This window comes from Erythrobacter sp. JK5, from assembly GCF_018205975.1.
GTDB lineage: Bacteria > Pseudomonadota > Alphaproteobacteria > Sphingomonadales > Sphingomonadaceae > Erythrobacter.
Window position 1 is genome coordinate 923,283 of record NZ_CP073577.1, and the last position, 17,457, is coordinate 940,739.

The window sequence follows — 17,457 nt, forward strand, 5'->3', positions numbered from 1 at the left end:
CAATGGGGCGTTCACCGGTCGAGAGTTTTCGACACTGGTCCCGAAGACCTCTCGGGACGTGCCGAAAGCTTCCTGCAAATGGCAGGATTCGATCGGGCTCCATGGCTCGCGGCGATATTCGCGGGCGGGATCCTGTGCTGGTTCGCGCTCGCAAATCCGTGGCAATGGGTGACGGCGATCGCCGGTGCGGTGCTGCTGGCGCTCGCGGCCCTCGCGCTGTGGCGCGATGTGGATGAACGGGCGCATCTGCGACGCGCGATCATCGCCGCCGCTCTGGTTTTCGCCGGGGGATCGCCGTGATCTGGCTGCGATCCGAAGTCGTCGGCGCCGATCCGATCGCGCGACCCGTGGTCGAGCGGGTGCAGGGGTTTTTGCTCGAACGCGAGGATCAACCAGCGCAGGATCGCACCCGCCTCACGCTGGCGGTGCGCGATGCGGAAAGCGGCGAGAGCCGCAAGATCAGGATCAACGTGCCGCTCGAACAGGCGGGCGAAGGGCTCGCCGAAGGGGCGATCGTGCGGGCGCGCGTGCGGCTGATGCCGCCGGCCAGCCCGATGCTGCCGGGTTCGTACGATTTCGCGCGCGCGGCGTGGTTCATGGGGCTTGCCGCGACCGGCAGCGTGATCGGCGAGGTGTCACTGGTAGAACCCGCGCCCGAAGCCAGCGGTCTTGCCACGATCCAGCGCGCGCTTTCGGGACATGTCCGCGAGCGGGTCGAGGGTTCGGCCGGCACCATCGCCGCCGCCTTTGCCAGCGGCGATCGCGGCTCGATCACCGAGGCCGATGAAGACGCGATGCGCGATGCGGGCCTCACGCACCTGCTTTCGATCAGCGGCCTGCATGTCAGCGCGGTGATAGCAGCGGCGTACCTGGTGGCGCTGAAACTGCTGGCCCTGTTCCCGGCGATTGCCCTGCGAGTGCGCCTGCCGATCCTCGCTGCGGCGGTCGGAGCGGTGGCCGGAATCGGCTATACGCTGCTGACAGGGGCGGAGGTGCCGACGGTGCGCAGCTGCGTTGCCGCGATGCTGGTGCTGATAGCGCTGGCGCTGGGACGCGATGCATTGTCCCTGCGGATGGTGGCGGTGGCGGCGATGTTCGTTCTGCTGTTGTGGCCCGAAAGCGTTGTCGGGCCGAGCTTTCAGATGAGTTTTTCGGCGGTGATCGCGATCGTGGCGTTGCATACCAGCGCGCCGGTGAAGTCGTTTCTGGCAGCGCGAGAGGAAAGCTGGCGGGCGCGCGGCGGGCGGCGGGTCGCGATGCTGTTCCTCACCGGGCTGGTGATCGAGATCGCGCTGATGCCGATCGTGCTGTTTCATTTCCACCGGGCCGGGGTCTACGGGGCCTTCGCCAATGTCGTGGCGATCCCGCTGGTCACTTTCATATCGATGCCGCTGATCGCGGTGGCACTGCTGCTCGACCTGGTCGGGCTGGGCGGTCCGGCCTGGTGGCTGGTGGAAGCCTCGCTCGAGCTGCTGCTTGCCATCGCGCATGTGACTTCTGCGCAGCCGGGGGCGGTGAAGCTGATGCCGCAGATGGGCACAGCCACGATCGCACTGTTCGTGACGGGTGGCCTGTGGCTGGCGCTGTGGAGCGGGCGGGCGAGGCTGCTCGGGTTTGTGCCTGCGGCAGTTGCAACCGCGATGCTGATCGCTACACCGATCCCCGATGTCCTGATCGGGCGGGAGGGACGCCACGTCGGGATCGTCCTCGATCGGCCCGGCGGAGGAAAGGAACTGCTCTCGCTGCGCGACACAAGGTCGGACTATGCGCGCGACAACCTGCTCGAACTGGCTGGCGTCACCAGCGATCCGATTCCGATCGCCGGATGGCAGGGTGCGGAGTGCTCGCCCGAATTCTGCCTCGTTACGATCGCGCGCGGCGGGCGGGACTGGCAGCTGCTGCTGGCCCGCAATCGCGATCTCGTGGAAGAACGGGCGCTCGCTGCCGCGTGCGAGCGCGCGGACATCGTTGTCGCCGACCGGTTTCTTCCGGCCTCATGCAAGCCGTTATGGCTCAAAGCCGACCGGCGGTTGCTACAGCGCACCGGCGGGCTGGCGATCGACCTCGAAAACGAGCGGATTGCGACCGTTGCCGCGGGGCAGGGCGAACATGGCTGGTGGCGCGGAACCGGCGACTGATCGCCAGCCCCGCGCCCCCCAGCGTCAATGATAACGCCGCAACAGCCCGGCCAGCTTGCCCTGGACCTGGACTTCGCCGGACGGGTAGACCTGCGGCGAATGCGTGGCGTTGGCCGGATCGAGCCGCACCATTCCGCCATCCTTGTGCAGATACTTGAGCGTGGCTTCCTCGCCCCGAACCAGCGCGACGACGATTTCGCCATCGCGCGCGGTGTCGGTGCGCTTCACCAGCGCAAAATCCCCGTCGAAAATACCCGCCTCGATCATCGAGTCGCCGGATACTTCGAGCGCGTAATGCTCTCCCGGGCCGAGCAGCGCCGCCGGGACCGGCAGCGAACTCTGTCCTTCCAGTGCCTCGATCGGCGCGCCGGCTGCGATCCGTCCATGGAGCGGAATCTCGATCACGTCGTTGGCCGGTTCCGGGGCGGACTTCATCACCGCCGACCCTCGCGCGACCGAATCGTTCGCGATCCGCGTTGCGCGCGGTGTTGGTGTCGCGTCTTCGGGTTGCCGGATTACCTCGAGCGCGCGCGCCCGGTTGGGCAGGCGGCGGATGAAGCCGCGTTCCTCGAGCGCGGAGATCAGGCGATGCACCCCCGATTTGCTCTTGAGGTCGAGCGCTTCCTTCATTTCCTCGAAACTCGGGGAAATGCCGGTCTCCTCCAGTCGCTGCTGGATGAACCGGATCAATTCGTGCTGCTTGGCTGTCAGCATGGATATCCTCCCATGGCCTGCCCGGAAGACCCGCCGCCCAGAGGCGTCGAGACCTGCGGGCAGCGCAGGATCAAATAGGCGTACCGCAAGAGGCATAGCGAACGCGGGAGCGCGTCGATGCGTTACCGGCACTGTTCCGCTCGCCGATATGGTGAACGAATGCGGAACAATTAGGCAACTGTTCGGACCGAGTCAAGCGGCTCGCACCGCCAGAACCCCGCAATTCAGCCATTCTGGAGCATGTACACCGGAACAGGCTCGCCCGCGCTCACCGCCGGAGCTCCTGCGGGCCGATCGATCAGGCAATTGGCCGCTGCCAGCGCCAGCAGGGCGGAGGAATCCTGCGACGCGGCGAGGCGCACCCTCGCACCGTCGCTCACCGCGCGCAGGAATTCGCGGCGAGAGCCGACCGCGGGCAGGTCCTCGGATGCGATACGGGTCTCCGCTTTGGGCAACGGATCGGAAACGCCCGCGACCGCGCGGACCAGGGGAAGCACGAACAGGAAGCAGGTGACGAAGCTCGACACCGGGTTGCCCGGCAGCCCGACAATCACCTGGATGCCCGACTCGCGCCGCCGGGTCGCCACCATCAGGGGCTTGCCCGGCTTGATCGCGACCTTCCAGAACGCCAGCTCCGCACCCCAGTCGATCAGCGCCCGCTGGATCAGGTCGTGATCGCCCACCGAAGCACCGCCCGAGGTCACGAGGATGGGGTGGTCCGCTTTCTCCAGCGCCGCCGCAAGGGCAGGGAGATCGTCCGGCACCGGGCCGAGCAGCTGGACCGATCCCACATGCGGGGCCAGCATGGCGGCGATCATCGTCCCGTTGCTCGCCGGGATCTGGTCGGCGCCGCATTGCGACCCGGGTCGAGCCAGCTCGTCGCCGCTGTCGAGCACCTGAACCGTCGCGGGTTTGACGATCGGCACCGTATCGTGCCCGGCAGCTATCGCCAGCGCGAGTTGTGCCGGTCCCAATCGGGTTCCCTTTGCCAGCACGGTGTCGCCCCGCCCGAAATCGAACCCGGCCTTGCGCACGTGTCGACCCGGGGGAGGTGGATCTTCGCCCTCGGCCAGTGCGATCAGGTTGCTGTCTGCTTTCGCGTTTTCCTGAATGAGCACCCGATCGGACCCGGTGGGCATGTGCGCCCCGGTCGAAATCCGCGTGCACTGGCCGGGCGCGAGCGATCCGGCGAAAGGCATACCGGCGCGGCTTTCGCCCACACGCTGCCAAGGGCCATCGCCGCAGACGGCGTAGCCATCCATGGCCGAAAGGTCGGCTGCCGGTTGCGTGCGCAGCGCCGTGAGGTCGCGAGACAGGTATCGACCCAGCGCCGATTGGCATTCGATCTCGATCGCTTCCTGCGCGGGATCCAGCGCCAGGAGTCGCGCCTGCGCCTCTTCGAGCGTCAGCATCGCGCTCACAGGTCGGCGGCTTTCCAGTGCCCCGACTTGCCGCCGCGCTTTTCGATCAGGCGGACCTCGCCGATCACCATGCCTTTGTCGATCGCCTTGGCCATGTCGTAGATCGTCAGCAGCGCGGTCGACACCGCGACCATCGCTTCCATCTCGACCCCGGTCTTGCCCGTCAGCGATGCGGTGGCAGTGGCCCGGATCGCGCCGGCTTCGAACGCGAAATCGAGCGTTACCGCGTCGAGCGCCAGCGGATGGCACAGCGGGATCAGCTCGCCGGTGCGCTTGGCGGCCATGATTCCCGCGATACGGGCGGTGCCGAGCACGTCGCCCTTGGGCGCGTCGCCCGCGCGGATCGCATCGAGCGCCTGCGCCGACATCGCAATCCTCCCCGAGGCCATCGCCACGCGCGCGCTTGGCGGTTTCCCGCCGACATCCACCATCCTTGCTGCACCGTCTTCGCCAAGATGAGTGAGGTCGCTCATGGTCGAAACCCTACCGGATGGAACGCGTGGAACACAGTCCTGACGTTCGGAATCCCGAACGCCAGCGGACACGGCGTGTCAAAGATGGCGAGAGGGAATCCGGCGGTCATTCCGCAGCTTCTGGCACGATTCCGACGAGCAGGACACTGGCGGATTTCACCCTTCGAGGAGGGAGCGCGTCGCCGCCGCCAGATCGTCCGCGCGCATCAGGCTTTCGCCGACCAGGAACGTGCGCACCCCCGCTTTGGCCAGGCGTTGGCAATCGGCGTGTGTCGCGATGCCGCTTTCGCCGACCAGCAGCGCACCCTCGGGCGCCAGCGGTGCCAGCCGTTCGGTGGTGGTAAGCGAAGTGGTAAAGGTTTTGAGATCGCGGTTGTTCACTCCGATCAGGCGTGATGCGAGGTGCTTGGCCGCGCGTTCGAGCTCCGCCTCGTCATGCACTTCCACCAGTACGTCCATATCGTGTTCGCGCGCCGCCGCTTCGATCTCTGCCATCAGGCCATCTTCGAGTGCGGCTACGATGATCAGGATCGCATCTGCTCCGATCGCGCGCGCCTCGAGGCATTGCCACGGATCGACCATGAAATCCTTGCGCAAGACCGGGAGCGAACACGCTGCGCGCGCTTCGACCAGATTATCCTCGTGACCCTGAAAGTAGGGCGCATCGGTCAGCACCGAAAGACACGCCGCGCCGCCTGCTTCGTAATCGCGGGCATGATCGGCAGGGCGGAAATCTTCGCGGATCAGACCCTTGGACGGGCTCGCGCGCTTGATCTCGGCGATCAGCGCAAAGCCGGATTCGGATCGGCGGCGCAGCGCATTTTCGAACCCGCGCGGCGCGGTCTGGATGCGCGCTGCCTGTGCCAGTTCGGCGAGTGGCACTGCCGCTTTCCGCGCGGCGACCACTTCGCGTTTTGCGGCGCATATTTCCTCGAGCTTGTTCACCGGTTCACACAGCCATCGCGATCCAGCGACCCAGCAGCTGTGCGGCGTCGCCGCTATCAAGCGCTCGTTCGGCCAGTGCGGCGCCCTCGATCCAGTCCTCCGTCTTGCCCGAAACCACCAGCGTTGCAGCAGCATTGAACACCACCGCGTCGCGATAGGGGCCGGGGGTCCCGCCCAACAGTGCCTTCAGCGCTTTCGCGTTGTGCAGGGCATCGCCACCTCGGATGGCTTCGACCGGGGCATGAGCGATATCGAATTCCGCTGCGTCCACGCGGCGCATTTCGAACTCGTTGCCGGTAACGTCCGCAAGCTCGTTGCCACCCGCAAGGCTCAGTTCGTCCAGACCTTCGTCGCCGGAGACGATGAATGTGCGGGTCGTACCCAGCCTTGCCTTTGCCTGGGCGTAAATCGGAACATAGCCGGGGCGAGCGATCCCGATCAGCTGCCGCTTCACGCCGGCGGGGTTCGACAGCGGTCCCATCAGGTTGAAGATCGTGCGTTTGCCGAGTCGCTGACGAATGGGCTGGATGCGGCCCATCGCCGGGTGGTGGTTTTTCGCGAACAGGAAGCAGATGCCGATTTCCGCCAGTGTCTTTTCGGCGGTGCGACCGGCGGCATCCATATCGAGCCCCAGCGCTTCGAGCGTATCGGCCGCGCCCGACTTGGACGACGCTGCGCGATTGCCATGTTTGGCCACCGGAACGCCGCAGGCCGCGACCACAAGGCTGACGGCGGTCGAGACGTTCAGTGTATGGTGGCCATCTCCGCCGGTACCGCAACAATCGACGGCATCATCGGGTGCCGCGATCGGAATCAGGCGCGCGCGCAACGCCCGCGCCGCGCCTGCGATTTCTTCGGCGGTTTCGCTGCGATCGGTCATCGCCAGCAGGAACCGGGCAATTTCCTCGTCGCTCGCCTCGCCATCGAGGATCCAGCCGAACACTTCCTCGGCCTCGGCCTCGGTCATGTGCGGCACGGCAAGCGGCAGGATTTTCATGCGCGGAGTCTTTCGGGCAGCTGGGTTTCGATGCCGCACAGCTTCAGGAAATTGGAGAGCAGCGCGTGGCCGTGTTCTGTGGCGATGCTTTCGGGATGAAACTGCACGCCGTGGATCGGCAGGGTCTCGTGCCGATAACCCATGATGCTCGCATGGTCGCCGCCCGGGGTTTCGGCATGGGCATTGGCGACCAGCGCGGCGGGCGTATCGACCACTTCGAGGCTGTGATAGCGCGTGGCGGTGAAGGGCGAGGGCAGACCGGCGAAGATACCCGTCCCGTCATGCGTTACCGGGGAGGTCTTGCCGTGCATCAATCCGCCGCGCACCACCGCGCCGCCGAAATGCTGCCCGATCGCCTGGTGGCCGAGACACACGCCCAGCAGCGGCTTTTCGGCATCGGCGCAGGCGGCGACCAGATCGAGGCTGATTCCGGCCTGGTTGGGCGTGCAGGGTCCCGGCGAAATCAGGAAACCGGCAGCGTTGCTAGCCACCGCCTCGCGGGCGCTGAGCGCATCGTTGCGTTCGACCCGAACCTCGACCCCGAGCTCCATCAGGTAGTGGACGAGGTTGAAGGTGAAGCTGTCGTAATTGTCGATGACGAGGATCATTCGGCAACCTCGCGCCTGGTCACGACGATCATCGGGCCGATCAGCCCGCGATCGAGCCGGTTCGTGGCCGGATCCCACAACGAGGACACGTTGCCATCGAGAAACAGCGCGTTCGGCGTTTTCAGCTCGTCGCGGAAATAGCGGGCGAACTGTCCGAAACTGATCGAGGCGTTCGAGATCACGAAATGCGCCTTTCCGTCAGCGCTCACGCCGACACCGTTGCGCACCGCCCGCGAAGGCCCGTCATCCTGGAAATCGGGATGCAATTTGCCGTCGATCACCAGCATCGGCCCGGATTGCGTGCCGAAATTCGGGCGATCGCGCACGCTCGAAAAGAACCGATCGGCGCTGAGCACGCTCCACGATCCGCCGGTGCCGTAGAACACTCCGTTGGGCTTCATGTGGAAGTTGCCGGGGCCATCGGCGCGATTGAGTTCCTTCAACCGCTCGCCGTCTTCGACGTAATAGCCGATCGGCTTGATATCGTCGCCGTACATCCCGGCATTCATGGCGAACGCAATCGTATTCTTGTCGACCGTATCGGCGAAGGCCGCAAGCGATCGGAACGGTCCGCTGCCCGCTTCACCGAGCCGGGTGACGATCCGATGCTGGGCCGGGTCGGCGACGCAGTGGGTCAGCGGGATGTTTTCGAACGTGACGTCGCTGCAGGCCGAAACGACTTGCGGTGCGTCCTCGGGGGCATCGGTCGGCGATGCATCGGGCGCGTTTTCGGTCGGCACGGCATCGCCCAGCTGGGTGCGGACGATCGGTTGCCCTTCGGGCTGCCGGTCGCAGGCGGCGAGCGCCAACACGCTCAAGACGATGGCAAGCCGCTTCACTGGCCGAAACCCGGCTCGCTCGCGACCCGCACCGCTTCGCGCGCGGCGGCGATCAGCGCGCCGGCCTTGGCGCGGCATTCGGCGAGTTCGTAATCGGGATCGCTGTCGGCGACGATCCCGGCACCGGCCTGAACATGCATGATTCCATCCTTTACCACCGCAGTGCGCAGCACGATGCACGAATCGACCGAACCATCGGGCGCGAAATATCCCACGCCGCCAGCATAGGCTCCGCGCGTTTCGGGCTCGAGCTCGGCAATGATCTCGCATGCCCGGATCTTGGGCGCGCCCGACACGGTGCCCGCAGGAAAGCCCGCGAACAGGGCGTCGAGCGCATCGCGCCCCTCGGCAAGCTCGCCGATCACGTTGCTGACGATATGCATGACGTGGCTGTAGCGTTCGATCGTGAAGCTGTCAGTGACTTCGACGCTGCCGCGCGCAGCCACCCGGCCGACATCGTTGCGACCCAGATCGAGCAGCATCAGGTGCTCGGCGCGTTCCTTGGGATCGGCCAGCAAGCTCGCTTCGTTGGCGCGATCCCCGGCAGCGTCCGCGCCGCGCGGGCGCGTCCCGGCGATCGGCCGGATGGTGATTTCGCCGTTGCGCACGCGCACGAGGATTTCCGGGCTCGACCCGACGATGGCGAATCCCGGCAGGTCGAGGAAGTACAGGAACGGCGACGGGTTGACCCGACGCAGCGCGCGATAGAGCGCCAGCGGCGGCAATTCGAACGGGCAGGTAAAACGCTGCGCGAGCACCACCTGAAAGATGTCGCCGGCAACGATGTAGTCCTTCGCGCGCGCCACCAGATCCTTGTAGTCTTGCTCCGCCATGACCGGCGCAAGCTCGGGTTCCTCCGCCGTGCCTTCGAGCCGGGGTTCCGGCGGTCGCGGCTGTCCGAGCGCACGCAGAGTCTCGTCGATCCGGTCTCCGGCGTGATCGATCGCAGCCCCGGGCTCGTCCGAGGCCCAGATCGGCGCGATGCAGAACAGCTCGTCGGTCAGCCCGTCGAACACCAGAATGATGGTCGGCCGCACGAATAGCATGTCGGGCAGCGCAAGCTCGCTCGGTGCGGCGCGGGGCAGGCTCTCGACCAGTCCGATCGTCTCGTAGCCGAAATAGCCGACCAGGCAGGCGAGGGCGGGAGGCAGCGCCTCGGGCACGTCGATCCGGCACGCAGCCGCCAGCGCCCGCAGTGCGCTCAGCGCATCGTCGGCGCACGGTGCGAAGGCAGCCACGTCGTGTTGCCACCGGCGATTGATCTCGGCGGTGCCATCGCTTGCGCGGAACACCAGATCGGGATCGAGCCCGAGCAGGCTGTAGCGCCCGCGCGTTTCCCCGCCTTCGACCGATTCGAGCAGAAAGTCCCCGCGCCCCGGCTTCATCAGACGCCGGGCCGCACCAACCGGCGTGTCGCTGTCGGCGATGGCCCGTCGCCATACGAGCGTCGGGGAGCCGCTCGCCAAGGCGTCGGCTGCTGCTGCTGCATTCTCCAGCGAAACTTTATCCCGATCGGGTTGGGTCACAGGCGGTCTGCGGACGGCCCGCTCAGGATTCGCCCGCCAGCTGCTTGCGCACCGCGTCGATCGCGGTGGCATTGAGCTCCACTTCGATGTCCTTGCGGATCGCAGTGGTCAGCTGGTCGGTGTATTCGTTGATCAGTGCGGGGGCGAGCTGTTGCCGCGTCTGCGCCAGGACCGGATTGTCCTCGGCCAGCGGTTCGGCCGAAATCTCGTCGAGATCGACCACATACCAGCCCAGATCGTTAGGGGCCTCGAGCAGCTTGGTCGATCCTTCGGCCATGCTGAACAGCAGCACCAGCGGCGCGGGCACGCCGCGGCCCTGCCTTGCGAGCAGCTGGCGGCGTTCCAGGTCGACCCGCTCGATCCCCGGGAACGGCCGGTCCTCGCCATCGAGCGCAGCGCTGAGCGTCGTGTCGCCGCGCACCGCCTTGAGCACCCGGTCGGCGGCGGCGCGCGCCGCCTTGCTGCCCTCGTAAAGCCGCCAAGCTGCCGCCACCTCTTCGCGCACTTCGGCGATCGGGGGGGCAGCCGCCTCGATAATCCGTTCGACATCGAACACGACGAATTGCGCACCGGGTACGATTTCCGCGAGTTGCGGCTCGCTCTCTTCCATCTGGAACGCGGTGTCGAGCGTGCTCGCCAAGGCCGGCCCGATATCGAGTTCGCCTTCGCCGAACACCCGCCCATCGGCCATCAGCTGCGGCGTGATCGTCACTTCCAGACCATAGGCGCGGGCGATTTCCGTCAGCGCGGTGCCGCTGTCCACTTCCTCTTCGATCCGCGCGCTCAGATCAGCGAGGGCGGCGGCGCGCTTTTCGGTGGTGAGCTGTTCGGTCAGTTCGGGACTCGCCTGCGCCAGCGTACGGGGCGGCGTGCGGGTCACGTTATCGACCCGCGCGATGTAGAAACCCAGCGCACTGCGCGCGGGATCGGCAACCTGGCCGCGCGGCGTCTTGAACACCGCCTCGGCGACCGCGGCGCTGGTCACCCCTGCGAGTTCCGCGCGGGTGCGGTTTTCCACACTTGTGACGCTGAACCCCGCCTGCTGGGCTGCGGCCTCCAGCGACATGCCGCCGCGAATCCGCGCGACAATCGAGCTGGCTGCATCCTGGGTGGGAACGAAGAACGACGAAACGCTGCGGGTCTCGCTCGCGGCGAAGCGCGCCGGTTCGGCGTCGTAGCGCGCTTTGATCTCGGCGGCGGTGGGCGTGAGGTTGGCCGTCAGCTTGTCGGCGCCGAAAGTCGCGAACCGGATCGTGCGGCGTTCAGGCCGCACGAAGCGGTTGCGGTTGTCGGAATAGAATTTCGTGAGCTGCGCCTGCGTCGGATCGGCCTTGGGCGCGAACGCTTCGCTCGGGATCAGCGCGATCTGTCCGCGCCGCCGTTCCAGCACCAGCGCGGCGTAATGCTTGGCAACCTTGGCCGGCATTTGCGGGGCCGCGAACGCGGGAATCAGCAGCTGCTGCGCCAGCATTCCGTCGGCAAGATCGCGTCGCAAAGCAGCATCGGTGACGCCCTGCTGACGCAGCGCGGCAAGATAGGTGTCACGATCGAATTCCCCGCTGACCCCGCGGAAGGCGGGAACCTGCAGGATTTCGCTGTTTACCAGATTGTCGCCCGCGCGCAGGCCGTACTTCTCGGCGTAACCACCGATGGCGTAGCGATCGATCAGCTGATCGAGCACTTCGTCGAACCCGCCCTGTTCGATCATGGCCGCCATCGTCAGCGTCGGGTTTTCCCGCTGCATCTGGCGCAGCGCCGAATTGGCGGTGCTGATGAGCTCGGCAGTCGAGATGCGATCGTCACCCACGATCGCCGCGCGATCGCCACCCGAAACCCCGCCGAACGTGCTGCCGGTGATGTCGCTCGCGGCAAAGGCCAGCGCGATCAGGCCGATGAACAGGAACGTGATGGCAAGGCCGATCTTCGACTGGAAGAACTTGCGAAATCCGGAAATCATATGTGCGCCTAATCCTGCCCGGAACGGGGCTGATGCTGGAAATGTCGAAAGCCGGCTCCGAAACGGGCCGGATTCAGCACGGCGCTTTATCGGCCCTGCGACCTCCCGGCAACAGGTAGACGCGCGTTTTGACTGCGGGGCCTTCCTCGGCTAGCCGACGCCGCCCCCCGACCCTACATCGGGTCGAGATTCGCAACCGCTCAGGATTTTTGCATGGCCCAGCGGCCCTACATCGTCGGAAACTGGAAAATGCATGGCACTCGCGCCATGCTGTCGGAAGCGCGCGCGATCGACCGTGCGGCGCAGCGGCACATGAAGGTCGAGGTGGCGATCGCGCCGCCCTTTACGCTTATTCACCCGGTGCATCGCGAAGCGGAGCAGATCGGGGTGGGCGCGCAGGATTGCCACCACGAGGCCGAAGGCGCGTTCACCGGCGATATCTCGGCGGCGATGATCGCCGATGCGGGTGCCAAGTTCGTCATCCTCGGGCACAGCGAACGGCGCGAAGCGCATGGCGAAACCGATGCGCTGGTAAGGGCAAAGGCCGAAACCGCGCTCGCGGCCGGGCTTCGGATCATCCTGTGCTGCGGGGAAAGCGCGAAGACCCGCGACAGCGGCAAGGCCGTGGCCTTCGTCAGGAAGCAGCTCAAGGCATCGCTGCCCGAACCGGACCAGGCGTTCGAGGATGCAAGCGAACGGATTACGGTCGCCTACGAACCGATCTGGGCGATCGGGAGCGGAAACGCCGCGACGATTGCCGACATCGTCGAGATGCATGCTGCGATCCGCGCTCTGCTGATCGATCTCTACGGCGAGGAACAGGGATCGGAAGTCCGGATCCTGTACGGAGGCTCGGTCAAGCCTGAGAACGCATCCGAGATCCTGACCGCGCCTGAAGTCGGCGGGGCGCTGGTCGGTGGAGCCAGCCTGACCGCAGACAGTTTCATGGGCATTGCGCTCGCCGCAGCCGTGGAAACCGAAGACTCGTAGCACCGCTTGCCCCATGGGTTCGGCGCGACTACATGCCAGCCAACGCAATTCGAGAAACCATTCATGTCGTTTTTTCTCTTTCTCACAGTAATCCAGACGATCGTGGCCGCTGCTCTGGTGGGGGTGGTGCTCATGCAACGCTCCGAAGGCGGCGGACTGGGGATCGGAGGCAGCCCGGGTGGCGCACTCGGCGCACGCGGCGCTGCCGATTTCCTCACCCGCGCGACGAAATGGCTGGCAGTCGCGTTTGTGGGACTGTCGATCGCGCTGGCGGCGGTTGCCGTCGACACGACGAGCGCCGATGAAATCACTTCCACGCTCGATCGCGGCGGTCCGCCGGCGGGCGGCGCCGCCGATTTGCTGGGTGAACCCGAAGTTCCTGCCGCTCCCGATCCGCTCGCCGATCCGGCTGCCCCCGCCACGCCCGAGGCACAGCCGACCGGCGACGTCGACCCGCTCGCCGAATAGTCGCGCCGTCGTCGCAACCCAACGGGGCTGTGGATGGCGTCCGCAGCACCTTTGCAATTCGCTTGCCCCGAATCCGAAAGCCCGCTTAAGGCTCAACTCCCATGGCGCGGTATATTTTCATCACCGGCGGCGTGGTCTCCTCGCTCGGCAAAGGATTGATGGCGGCTAGTCTGGCTGCCCTGTTGCAGGCGCGAGGCTACAAGGTCCGCATCCGGAAATTCGATCCCTACCTCAATGTCGATCCGGGCACGATGAGCCCGTATCAGCACGGCGAGGTCTACGTCACCGACGACGGGGCCGAGACCGATCTCGACCTTGGCCATTACGAGCGCTTCACCGGCGTATCGGCGCGGCAGAGCGACAACATCACCAGCGGGCGCGTGTATCGCGACATCATCGCCAAGGAACGGCGCGGCGACTATCTCGGCGCGACGGTGCAGGTGATCCCGCATGTGACCGATGCGATCAAGGAATTCGCGCTCGCCGACCAGGGCGACCACGATTTCATCCTGTGCGAGATCGGCGGCACGGTCGGCGACATCGAATCGCTGCCGTTCATGGAAGCGATCCGTCAGATGCGCAACGAGCTCGAACCGCTCCAGACGCTCAGCGTCCATGTCACGCTCGTCCCCTACATTGCGGCGGCGGGGGAATTGAAAACCAAACCGACCCAGCATTCGGTGCGCGAGCTCGCCAGCCTCGGGATCAAGCCTGACGTGCTTCTGTGCCGCGCCGAGCAACCGATTCCGGATGCCGAGCGGCAGAAGATCGCCAATTTCTGCAACGTGCGCAAATCCGCCGTGATCCCCGCGCTCGATGCGCCGTCGATCTATTCGGTCCCGCTGCAATACCATCAGGAGGGGCTCGATACCGAAGTGTTGCGTGGCTTCGGCATCACCGATGCGCCGGCACCCGACCTGTCTGCCTGGAATGACGTTACCGAGCGCTACTTCAATCCGGAAGGCGAGGTGACGATCGGGGTGGTGGGCAAATATGTCGGACTGCCCGATGCCTACAAGAGCCTGAACGAAGCGCTGGTCCACGGCGGGCTCGCAAACCGAGTCAAGGTCCAGATCAAGTGGATCGATGCCGAATTGTTCGAAGGCGACGAGAGCGAGATCGTATCGGAGCTCGAACCGCTGCACGGGATCCTCGTGCCCGGCGGGTTCGGCGAGCGCGGCAGCGAAGGCAAGATCGCCAGCGTCCGCTTCGCCCGCGAACGCAAGGTGCCGTTCTTCGGCATCTGCCTAGGCATGCAGATGGCCTGCATTGAGGGGGCACGCAACGCCGGGTTCGCCAGCGCGTCCTCGACCGAATTCGGGGAGACCAGCGAACCGGTCGTCGGGATCATTACCGAATGGATGAGCGAGGACGGACTCGAGCAACGCGAGGCGGGCGGCGATCTCGGCGGGACCATGCGGCTCGGCGCCTACGATGCGAAGCTTTCGGGCAACAGCCATGTCGCGCGCATGTATCACGGGGCTGAGGTGATTTCGGAGCGGCACCGCCACCGTTACGAGGTCAACAGCGCCTATATCGACCCGCTCGAAAAGCAGGGTCTGGTTTTCTCCGGCATGTCACCTGACGGGCTGCTGCCCGAAATCGTGGAACGGGCCGATCACCCCTGGTTCGTCGGCGTGCAGTTCCATCCGGAGCTCAAATCGAAGCCGTTCGATCCGCATCCTCTGTTTGCCGGCTTCATCGCCGCGGCGGTTGAGCAATCGCGCCTGGTGTGACCTGCGAAGGGGCGAAAAAGCGACATATGACGAATTGACGTCAATCAATGTCCGCAAACTGTCGCATTCTTACAAAGCCAAGAAATTAATCTTGCGCAATATATCATTCTAGCCTTACGCACCCGGGACCCTACAGGTTTTCGTAAGGGTGGGGTGGGCACCGCACGACGACACGATTGAAGGTAGGGCAATGGGGAAGAGCATTCTGCATTGCTGCAACAAGCTCGAACCGTAATTGACCGTCTTCTGCGACCCGGACGGTCAAGTGCGTTAGAGGCGGCTTAACAGTCGCGGGGGCGGATCAACGAATCCGCCCCCACTCTTATCAGATCATTGAATTTATGTGCGAATGCGCCGCATAGGTCAGGCTGCGTCGGCTTCGCTTTCGGCCTTGCCGCCTTCGACGGCCTTGAGCGTCGCGCTGCCATTGACCGCGATCTTCTTGGGCTTCATCGCCTCGGGCACCTCTCGCACGAGATCGATCAGCAGTAGCCCGTCGGCAAGGTCGGCATTCTCGACCCGGACGTAATCGGCCAGTTCGAATCGCCGTTCGAAACCGCGATTCGCGATTCCGACATGCAGCAGCTCGGACCCGTCATCGATATCATCGCGCTTCTTGCCCTGCACGACCAGCAGGTTCTGCTGCGCGGTAATGTCGATATCCTCAGGCCGGAAGCCGGCAACTGCCAGGGTGATGCGATACGAATCCTCTCCGCGCCGTGCGATGTTGAACGGGGGATAATTGTCACCCGAATTGGAGCGGGCCTGGCTTTCGAGCAGGTCGAACAGCCGGTCGAACCCGACGGTGCTGCGGCGGTAGGGGGTAAAATCAAGTCGTGACATAGTGGCAAATCCTCTTGTTTGAGCAATTTGAACATGGATGCAGGCCTGCACGATGCAGCGCCTGCAAGCGTCGCGAAGTGCGATCCCCGAACTGGCGGAACGCCGCGACAGGCTCTATTTGGGTCGCCGAAAGCGCCTTTCAAGGGTTTTGCGGCGAGGCTCCCAACGGAGAAAACGCTCGCTTTTTGGGGACACGGGAATGACCACACCGACGATCGACATCTACACCAAATTCGCCTGCCCGTTCTGCGTGCGCGCAAAGCGGCTGCTGAGCGGCAAGGGGGTGGAATTCAACGAATACGACATCACCATGGGCGGGCCAAAACGCGACGAGATGCGCACGCGTGCGCCCAACGCGCAAACGGTTCCGCAAATTTTCATCGGCGATTTGCATGTCGGCGGGTCCGACGAACTCGCCGCGCTCGACAGTGCGGGCAAGCTCGACGAACTGCTGGCAGGGTAGGGCGCTTCGTTGACCCGGATCGCCGTCCTGCAGATGACCTCGGGGATCGACCCCGAACGCAATTTCGCGACCATCGCCGACGCGGTGCGCGAGGCCGCATCGGGCGGAGCGCAGATGCTGTTCACGCCCGAGATGTCGATCCTGCTCGATCGCGACCGCAAACGCGCAGCATCCTGGATCGAGGGCGGCGGACCGGCGGATATGGAGACCCGACTTGCCGGACTGGCGGGTGACCACGCGATCGCGCTGGCGATCGGGTCGATGCCGGTTGCGGTGGACGCGGGCATGTGGGGTAACCGTTCCTACCTGTTTTCGTCCACAGGGGTACGGGCTGCGACGTATGACAAGATCCACATGTTCGATGTCGAGCTGGCAACTGGGGAATCATGGCGTGAAAGCGCGGCTTACCGACCGGGCGAAACGGTGGTGGCAGTCGAGGAGACACCGCTGGGGCGGCTTGGCCTGACGATCTGCTACGATCTGCGTTTCCCCGCGCTGTTCGAGGCTTTGGGGCAGGGGCGCTGCGATACGATAGCGGTTCCCGCCGCATTCACCGTCCCGACCGGCAGGGCGCATTGGCACGTCCTGTTGCGTGCCCGGGCGATCGAGGCGAGCGCCTTCGTCATCGCCGCGGCACAGGTGGGCAAGCACGAGGACGGGCGCGAAACCTACGGCCACAGCCTGGTGATCGATCCGTGGGGCGAGGTGCTGCTCGACATGGGCGGCGAGGAGGCGGGACTGGGCTTTTGCGAGCTCGATCTGACCACCGTCGAGCAGGTCCGCGCACAGCTTCCCAGCCTTGCCAATCGGCGCGAAATCCCCAAATGGATTCATCGATGATAGTGTTCGATCTTCACTGCGACGAAGGCCACCGGTTCGAAGGGTGGTTCGGATCGTCGGGCGACTATGAAAGCCAGCGGGAGCGGGGGCTGGTCGCGTGCCCTGAATGCGGATCGGGAGAAGTCGGAAAAGCGCCGATGGCGCCTGCCGTCCCGGTCAAGGGCAATCGCCGCCGCGAAGCCGGTCAGCCCGTTGCGCCCGAGACCGATGGGACGACGTCTGTGTCCAATCATGGGCTGACTCCCGAGGTGAAACGCGCGATGCAGGCGCTGGCCGAAGCGCAGGCCAAGGCATTGAAAGACAGCACTTATGTCGGTGACAAGTTCGCCGAGCAATCGCGGGCGATGCATTACGGCGAGCGTGACGAAGCCCCGATCCATGGCCGCGCCAGCCTGGAGGATGCGAAGGCGCTGGTGGACGAAGGCGTGCCGGTTGCGCCGCTGCCGTTTCCGGTTGCGCCACCCGACGAGTTGAATTGATTGATCGCCCACCAACGCCT

18 protein-coding genes are annotated in these 17,457 nt (G+C 65.3%); 8 read left to right on the top strand and 10 right to left on the bottom strand.

The annotated features are described in order from the left end of the window. The first annotated feature begins 78 nt into the window (after positions 1 to 78). Together KDC96_RS16365 and KDC96_RS04480 are read left to right on the top strand one after the other, a co-directional pair. On the top strand, positions 79 to 300 hold the full coding sequence (locus KDC96_RS16365; RefSeq protein ID WP_249171920.1) for a hypothetical protein: 222 nt from the start codon (positions 79 to 81) through the stop codon (positions 298 to 300). Next, positions 297 to 2,138 (top strand): ComEC/Rec2 family competence protein, encoded by a 1,842-nt coding sequence (locus tag KDC96_RS04480; RefSeq protein WP_249171921.1) that lies wholly within the window; start codon positions 297 to 299, stop codon positions 2,136 to 2,138. Before KDC96_RS16365 ends, KDC96_RS04480 begins: the two co-directional genes overlap by 4 nt. Positions 2,139 to 2,162: 24 nt before the next feature. Here the strand turns inward: KDC96_RS04480 and lexA are convergent, their stop codons facing one another. The 9 genes from lexA to KDC96_RS04525 all read right to left on the bottom strand — a co-directional run bounded on the left by lexA (position 2,163) and on the right by KDC96_RS04525 (position 11,618). Then, positions 2,163 to 2,852, bottom strand: coding sequence for a transcriptional repressor LexA (gene lexA, locus KDC96_RS04485; RefSeq protein WP_212451048.1), 690 nt, complete (start codon positions 2,850 to 2,852; stop codon positions 2,163 to 2,165). A 224-nt stretch (positions 2,853 to 3,076) separates the two neighbouring features. After that, a complete protein-coding gene (locus KDC96_RS04490) occupies positions 3,077 to 4,264 on the bottom strand; it encodes a molybdopterin molybdotransferase MoeA (protein ID WP_212452399.1) in 1,188 nt (395 codons plus the stop codon). A gap of 5 nt (positions 4,265 to 4,269) precedes the next feature. Then, positions 4,270 to 4,746 carry a cyclic pyranopterin monophosphate synthase MoaC gene (moaC, locus tag KDC96_RS04495; protein WP_212451050.1) on the bottom strand — a complete coding sequence of 159 codons (477 nt, stop codon included), beginning with the start codon at positions 4,744 to 4,746 and terminating at the stop codon, positions 4,270 to 4,272. A gap of 156 nt (positions 4,747 to 4,902) precedes the next feature. Next, on the bottom strand, positions 4,903 to 5,691 hold the full coding sequence (trpC, locus tag KDC96_RS04500) for an indole-3-glycerol phosphate synthase TrpC (RefSeq protein ID WP_212451052.1): 789 nt from the start codon (positions 5,689 to 5,691) through the stop codon (positions 4,903 to 4,905). Between the two features lie 4 nt (positions 5,692 to 5,695). Then, positions 5,696 to 6,688 carry an anthranilate phosphoribosyltransferase gene (gene trpD / locus KDC96_RS04505; protein ID WP_212451054.1) on the bottom strand — a complete coding sequence of 331 codons (993 nt, stop codon included), beginning with the start codon at positions 6,686 to 6,688 and terminating at the stop codon, positions 5,696 to 5,698. After that, positions 6,685 to 7,296, bottom strand: a complete 612-nt coding sequence (locus tag KDC96_RS04510; protein ID WP_212451056.1) for an aminodeoxychorismate/anthranilate synthase component II — start codon at positions 7,294 to 7,296, stop codon at positions 6,685 to 6,687. Before KDC96_RS04510 ends, trpD begins: the two co-directional genes overlap by 4 nt. Then, a complete protein-coding gene (locus tag KDC96_RS04515; RefSeq protein WP_249171922.1) occupies positions 7,293 to 8,135 on the bottom strand; it encodes a phosphodiester glycosidase family protein in 843 nt (280 codons plus the stop codon). The genes KDC96_RS04510 and KDC96_RS04515 overlap by 4 nt, the downstream gene beginning before the upstream one ends. Beyond that, positions 8,132 to 9,520 carry an anthranilate synthase component I gene (gene trpE, locus KDC96_RS04520; protein ID WP_249171992.1) on the bottom strand — a complete coding sequence of 463 codons (1,389 nt, stop codon included), beginning with the start codon at positions 9,518 to 9,520 and terminating at the stop codon, positions 8,132 to 8,134. Before trpE ends, KDC96_RS04515 begins: the two co-directional genes overlap by 4 nt. A gap of 163 nt (positions 9,521 to 9,683) precedes the next feature. Then, positions 9,684 to 11,618, bottom strand: coding sequence for a SurA N-terminal domain-containing protein (locus tag KDC96_RS04525; RefSeq protein WP_212451062.1), 1,935 nt, complete (start codon positions 11,616 to 11,618; stop codon positions 9,684 to 9,686). A gap of 213 nt (positions 11,619 to 11,831) precedes the next feature. On the opposite strand from KDC96_RS04525, the gene tpiA reads away from it, so the two are divergent. The 3 genes from tpiA to KDC96_RS04540 all read left to right on the top strand — a co-directional run bounded on the left by tpiA (position 11,832) and on the right by KDC96_RS04540 (position 14,812). Beyond that, positions 11,832 to 12,608 carry a triose-phosphate isomerase gene (gene tpiA / locus KDC96_RS04530; RefSeq protein ID WP_212451064.1) on the top strand — a complete coding sequence of 259 codons (777 nt, stop codon included), beginning with the start codon at positions 11,832 to 11,834 and terminating at the stop codon, positions 12,606 to 12,608. Positions 12,609 to 12,671: 63 nt separating this feature from the next. Next, positions 12,672 to 13,076, top strand: a complete 405-nt coding sequence (gene secG, locus KDC96_RS04535; protein ID WP_212451066.1) for a preprotein translocase subunit SecG — start codon at positions 12,672 to 12,674, stop codon at positions 13,074 to 13,076. 101 nt (positions 13,077 to 13,177) lie between these two features. Continuing rightward, positions 13,178 to 14,812 (top strand): CTP synthase, encoded by a 1,635-nt coding sequence (locus KDC96_RS04540; RefSeq protein ID WP_212451068.1) that lies wholly within the window; start codon positions 13,178 to 13,180, stop codon positions 14,810 to 14,812. Positions 14,813 to 15,175: 363 nt separating this feature from the next. On the opposite strand, the gene KDC96_RS04545 is transcribed toward KDC96_RS04540, so the two are convergent. Continuing rightward, on the bottom strand, positions 15,176 to 15,655 hold the full coding sequence (locus tag KDC96_RS04545) for an Hsp20 family protein (protein ID WP_212451070.1): 480 nt from the start codon (positions 15,653 to 15,655) through the stop codon (positions 15,176 to 15,178). 199 nt (positions 15,656 to 15,854) lie between these two features. Here KDC96_RS04545 and grxC point away from each other — a divergent pair, with 199 nt between their 5' ends. Genes grxC through KDC96_RS04560 form a run of 3 tightly spaced genes read left to right on the top strand, consistent with a single transcriptional unit; the run spans position 15,855 to position 17,437 of the window. Next, on the top strand, positions 15,855 to 16,118 hold the full coding sequence (gene grxC / locus KDC96_RS04550; protein WP_212451072.1) for a glutaredoxin 3: 264 nt from the start codon (positions 15,855 to 15,857) through the stop codon (positions 16,116 to 16,118). Positions 16,119 to 16,127: 9 nt separating this feature from the next. Then, entirely contained in the window at positions 16,128 to 16,958 is an 831-nt protein-coding gene (locus KDC96_RS04555) for a carbon-nitrogen hydrolase family protein (RefSeq protein WP_212451074.1), read from the top strand. After that, complete coding sequence (locus tag KDC96_RS04560; protein WP_212451076.1) at positions 16,955 to 17,437, top strand: DUF1178 family protein; 483 nt, start codon at positions 16,955 to 16,957, stop codon at positions 17,435 to 17,437. Before KDC96_RS04555 ends, KDC96_RS04560 begins: the two co-directional genes overlap by 4 nt. Positions 17,438 to 17,457: the final 20 nt, after the last annotated feature.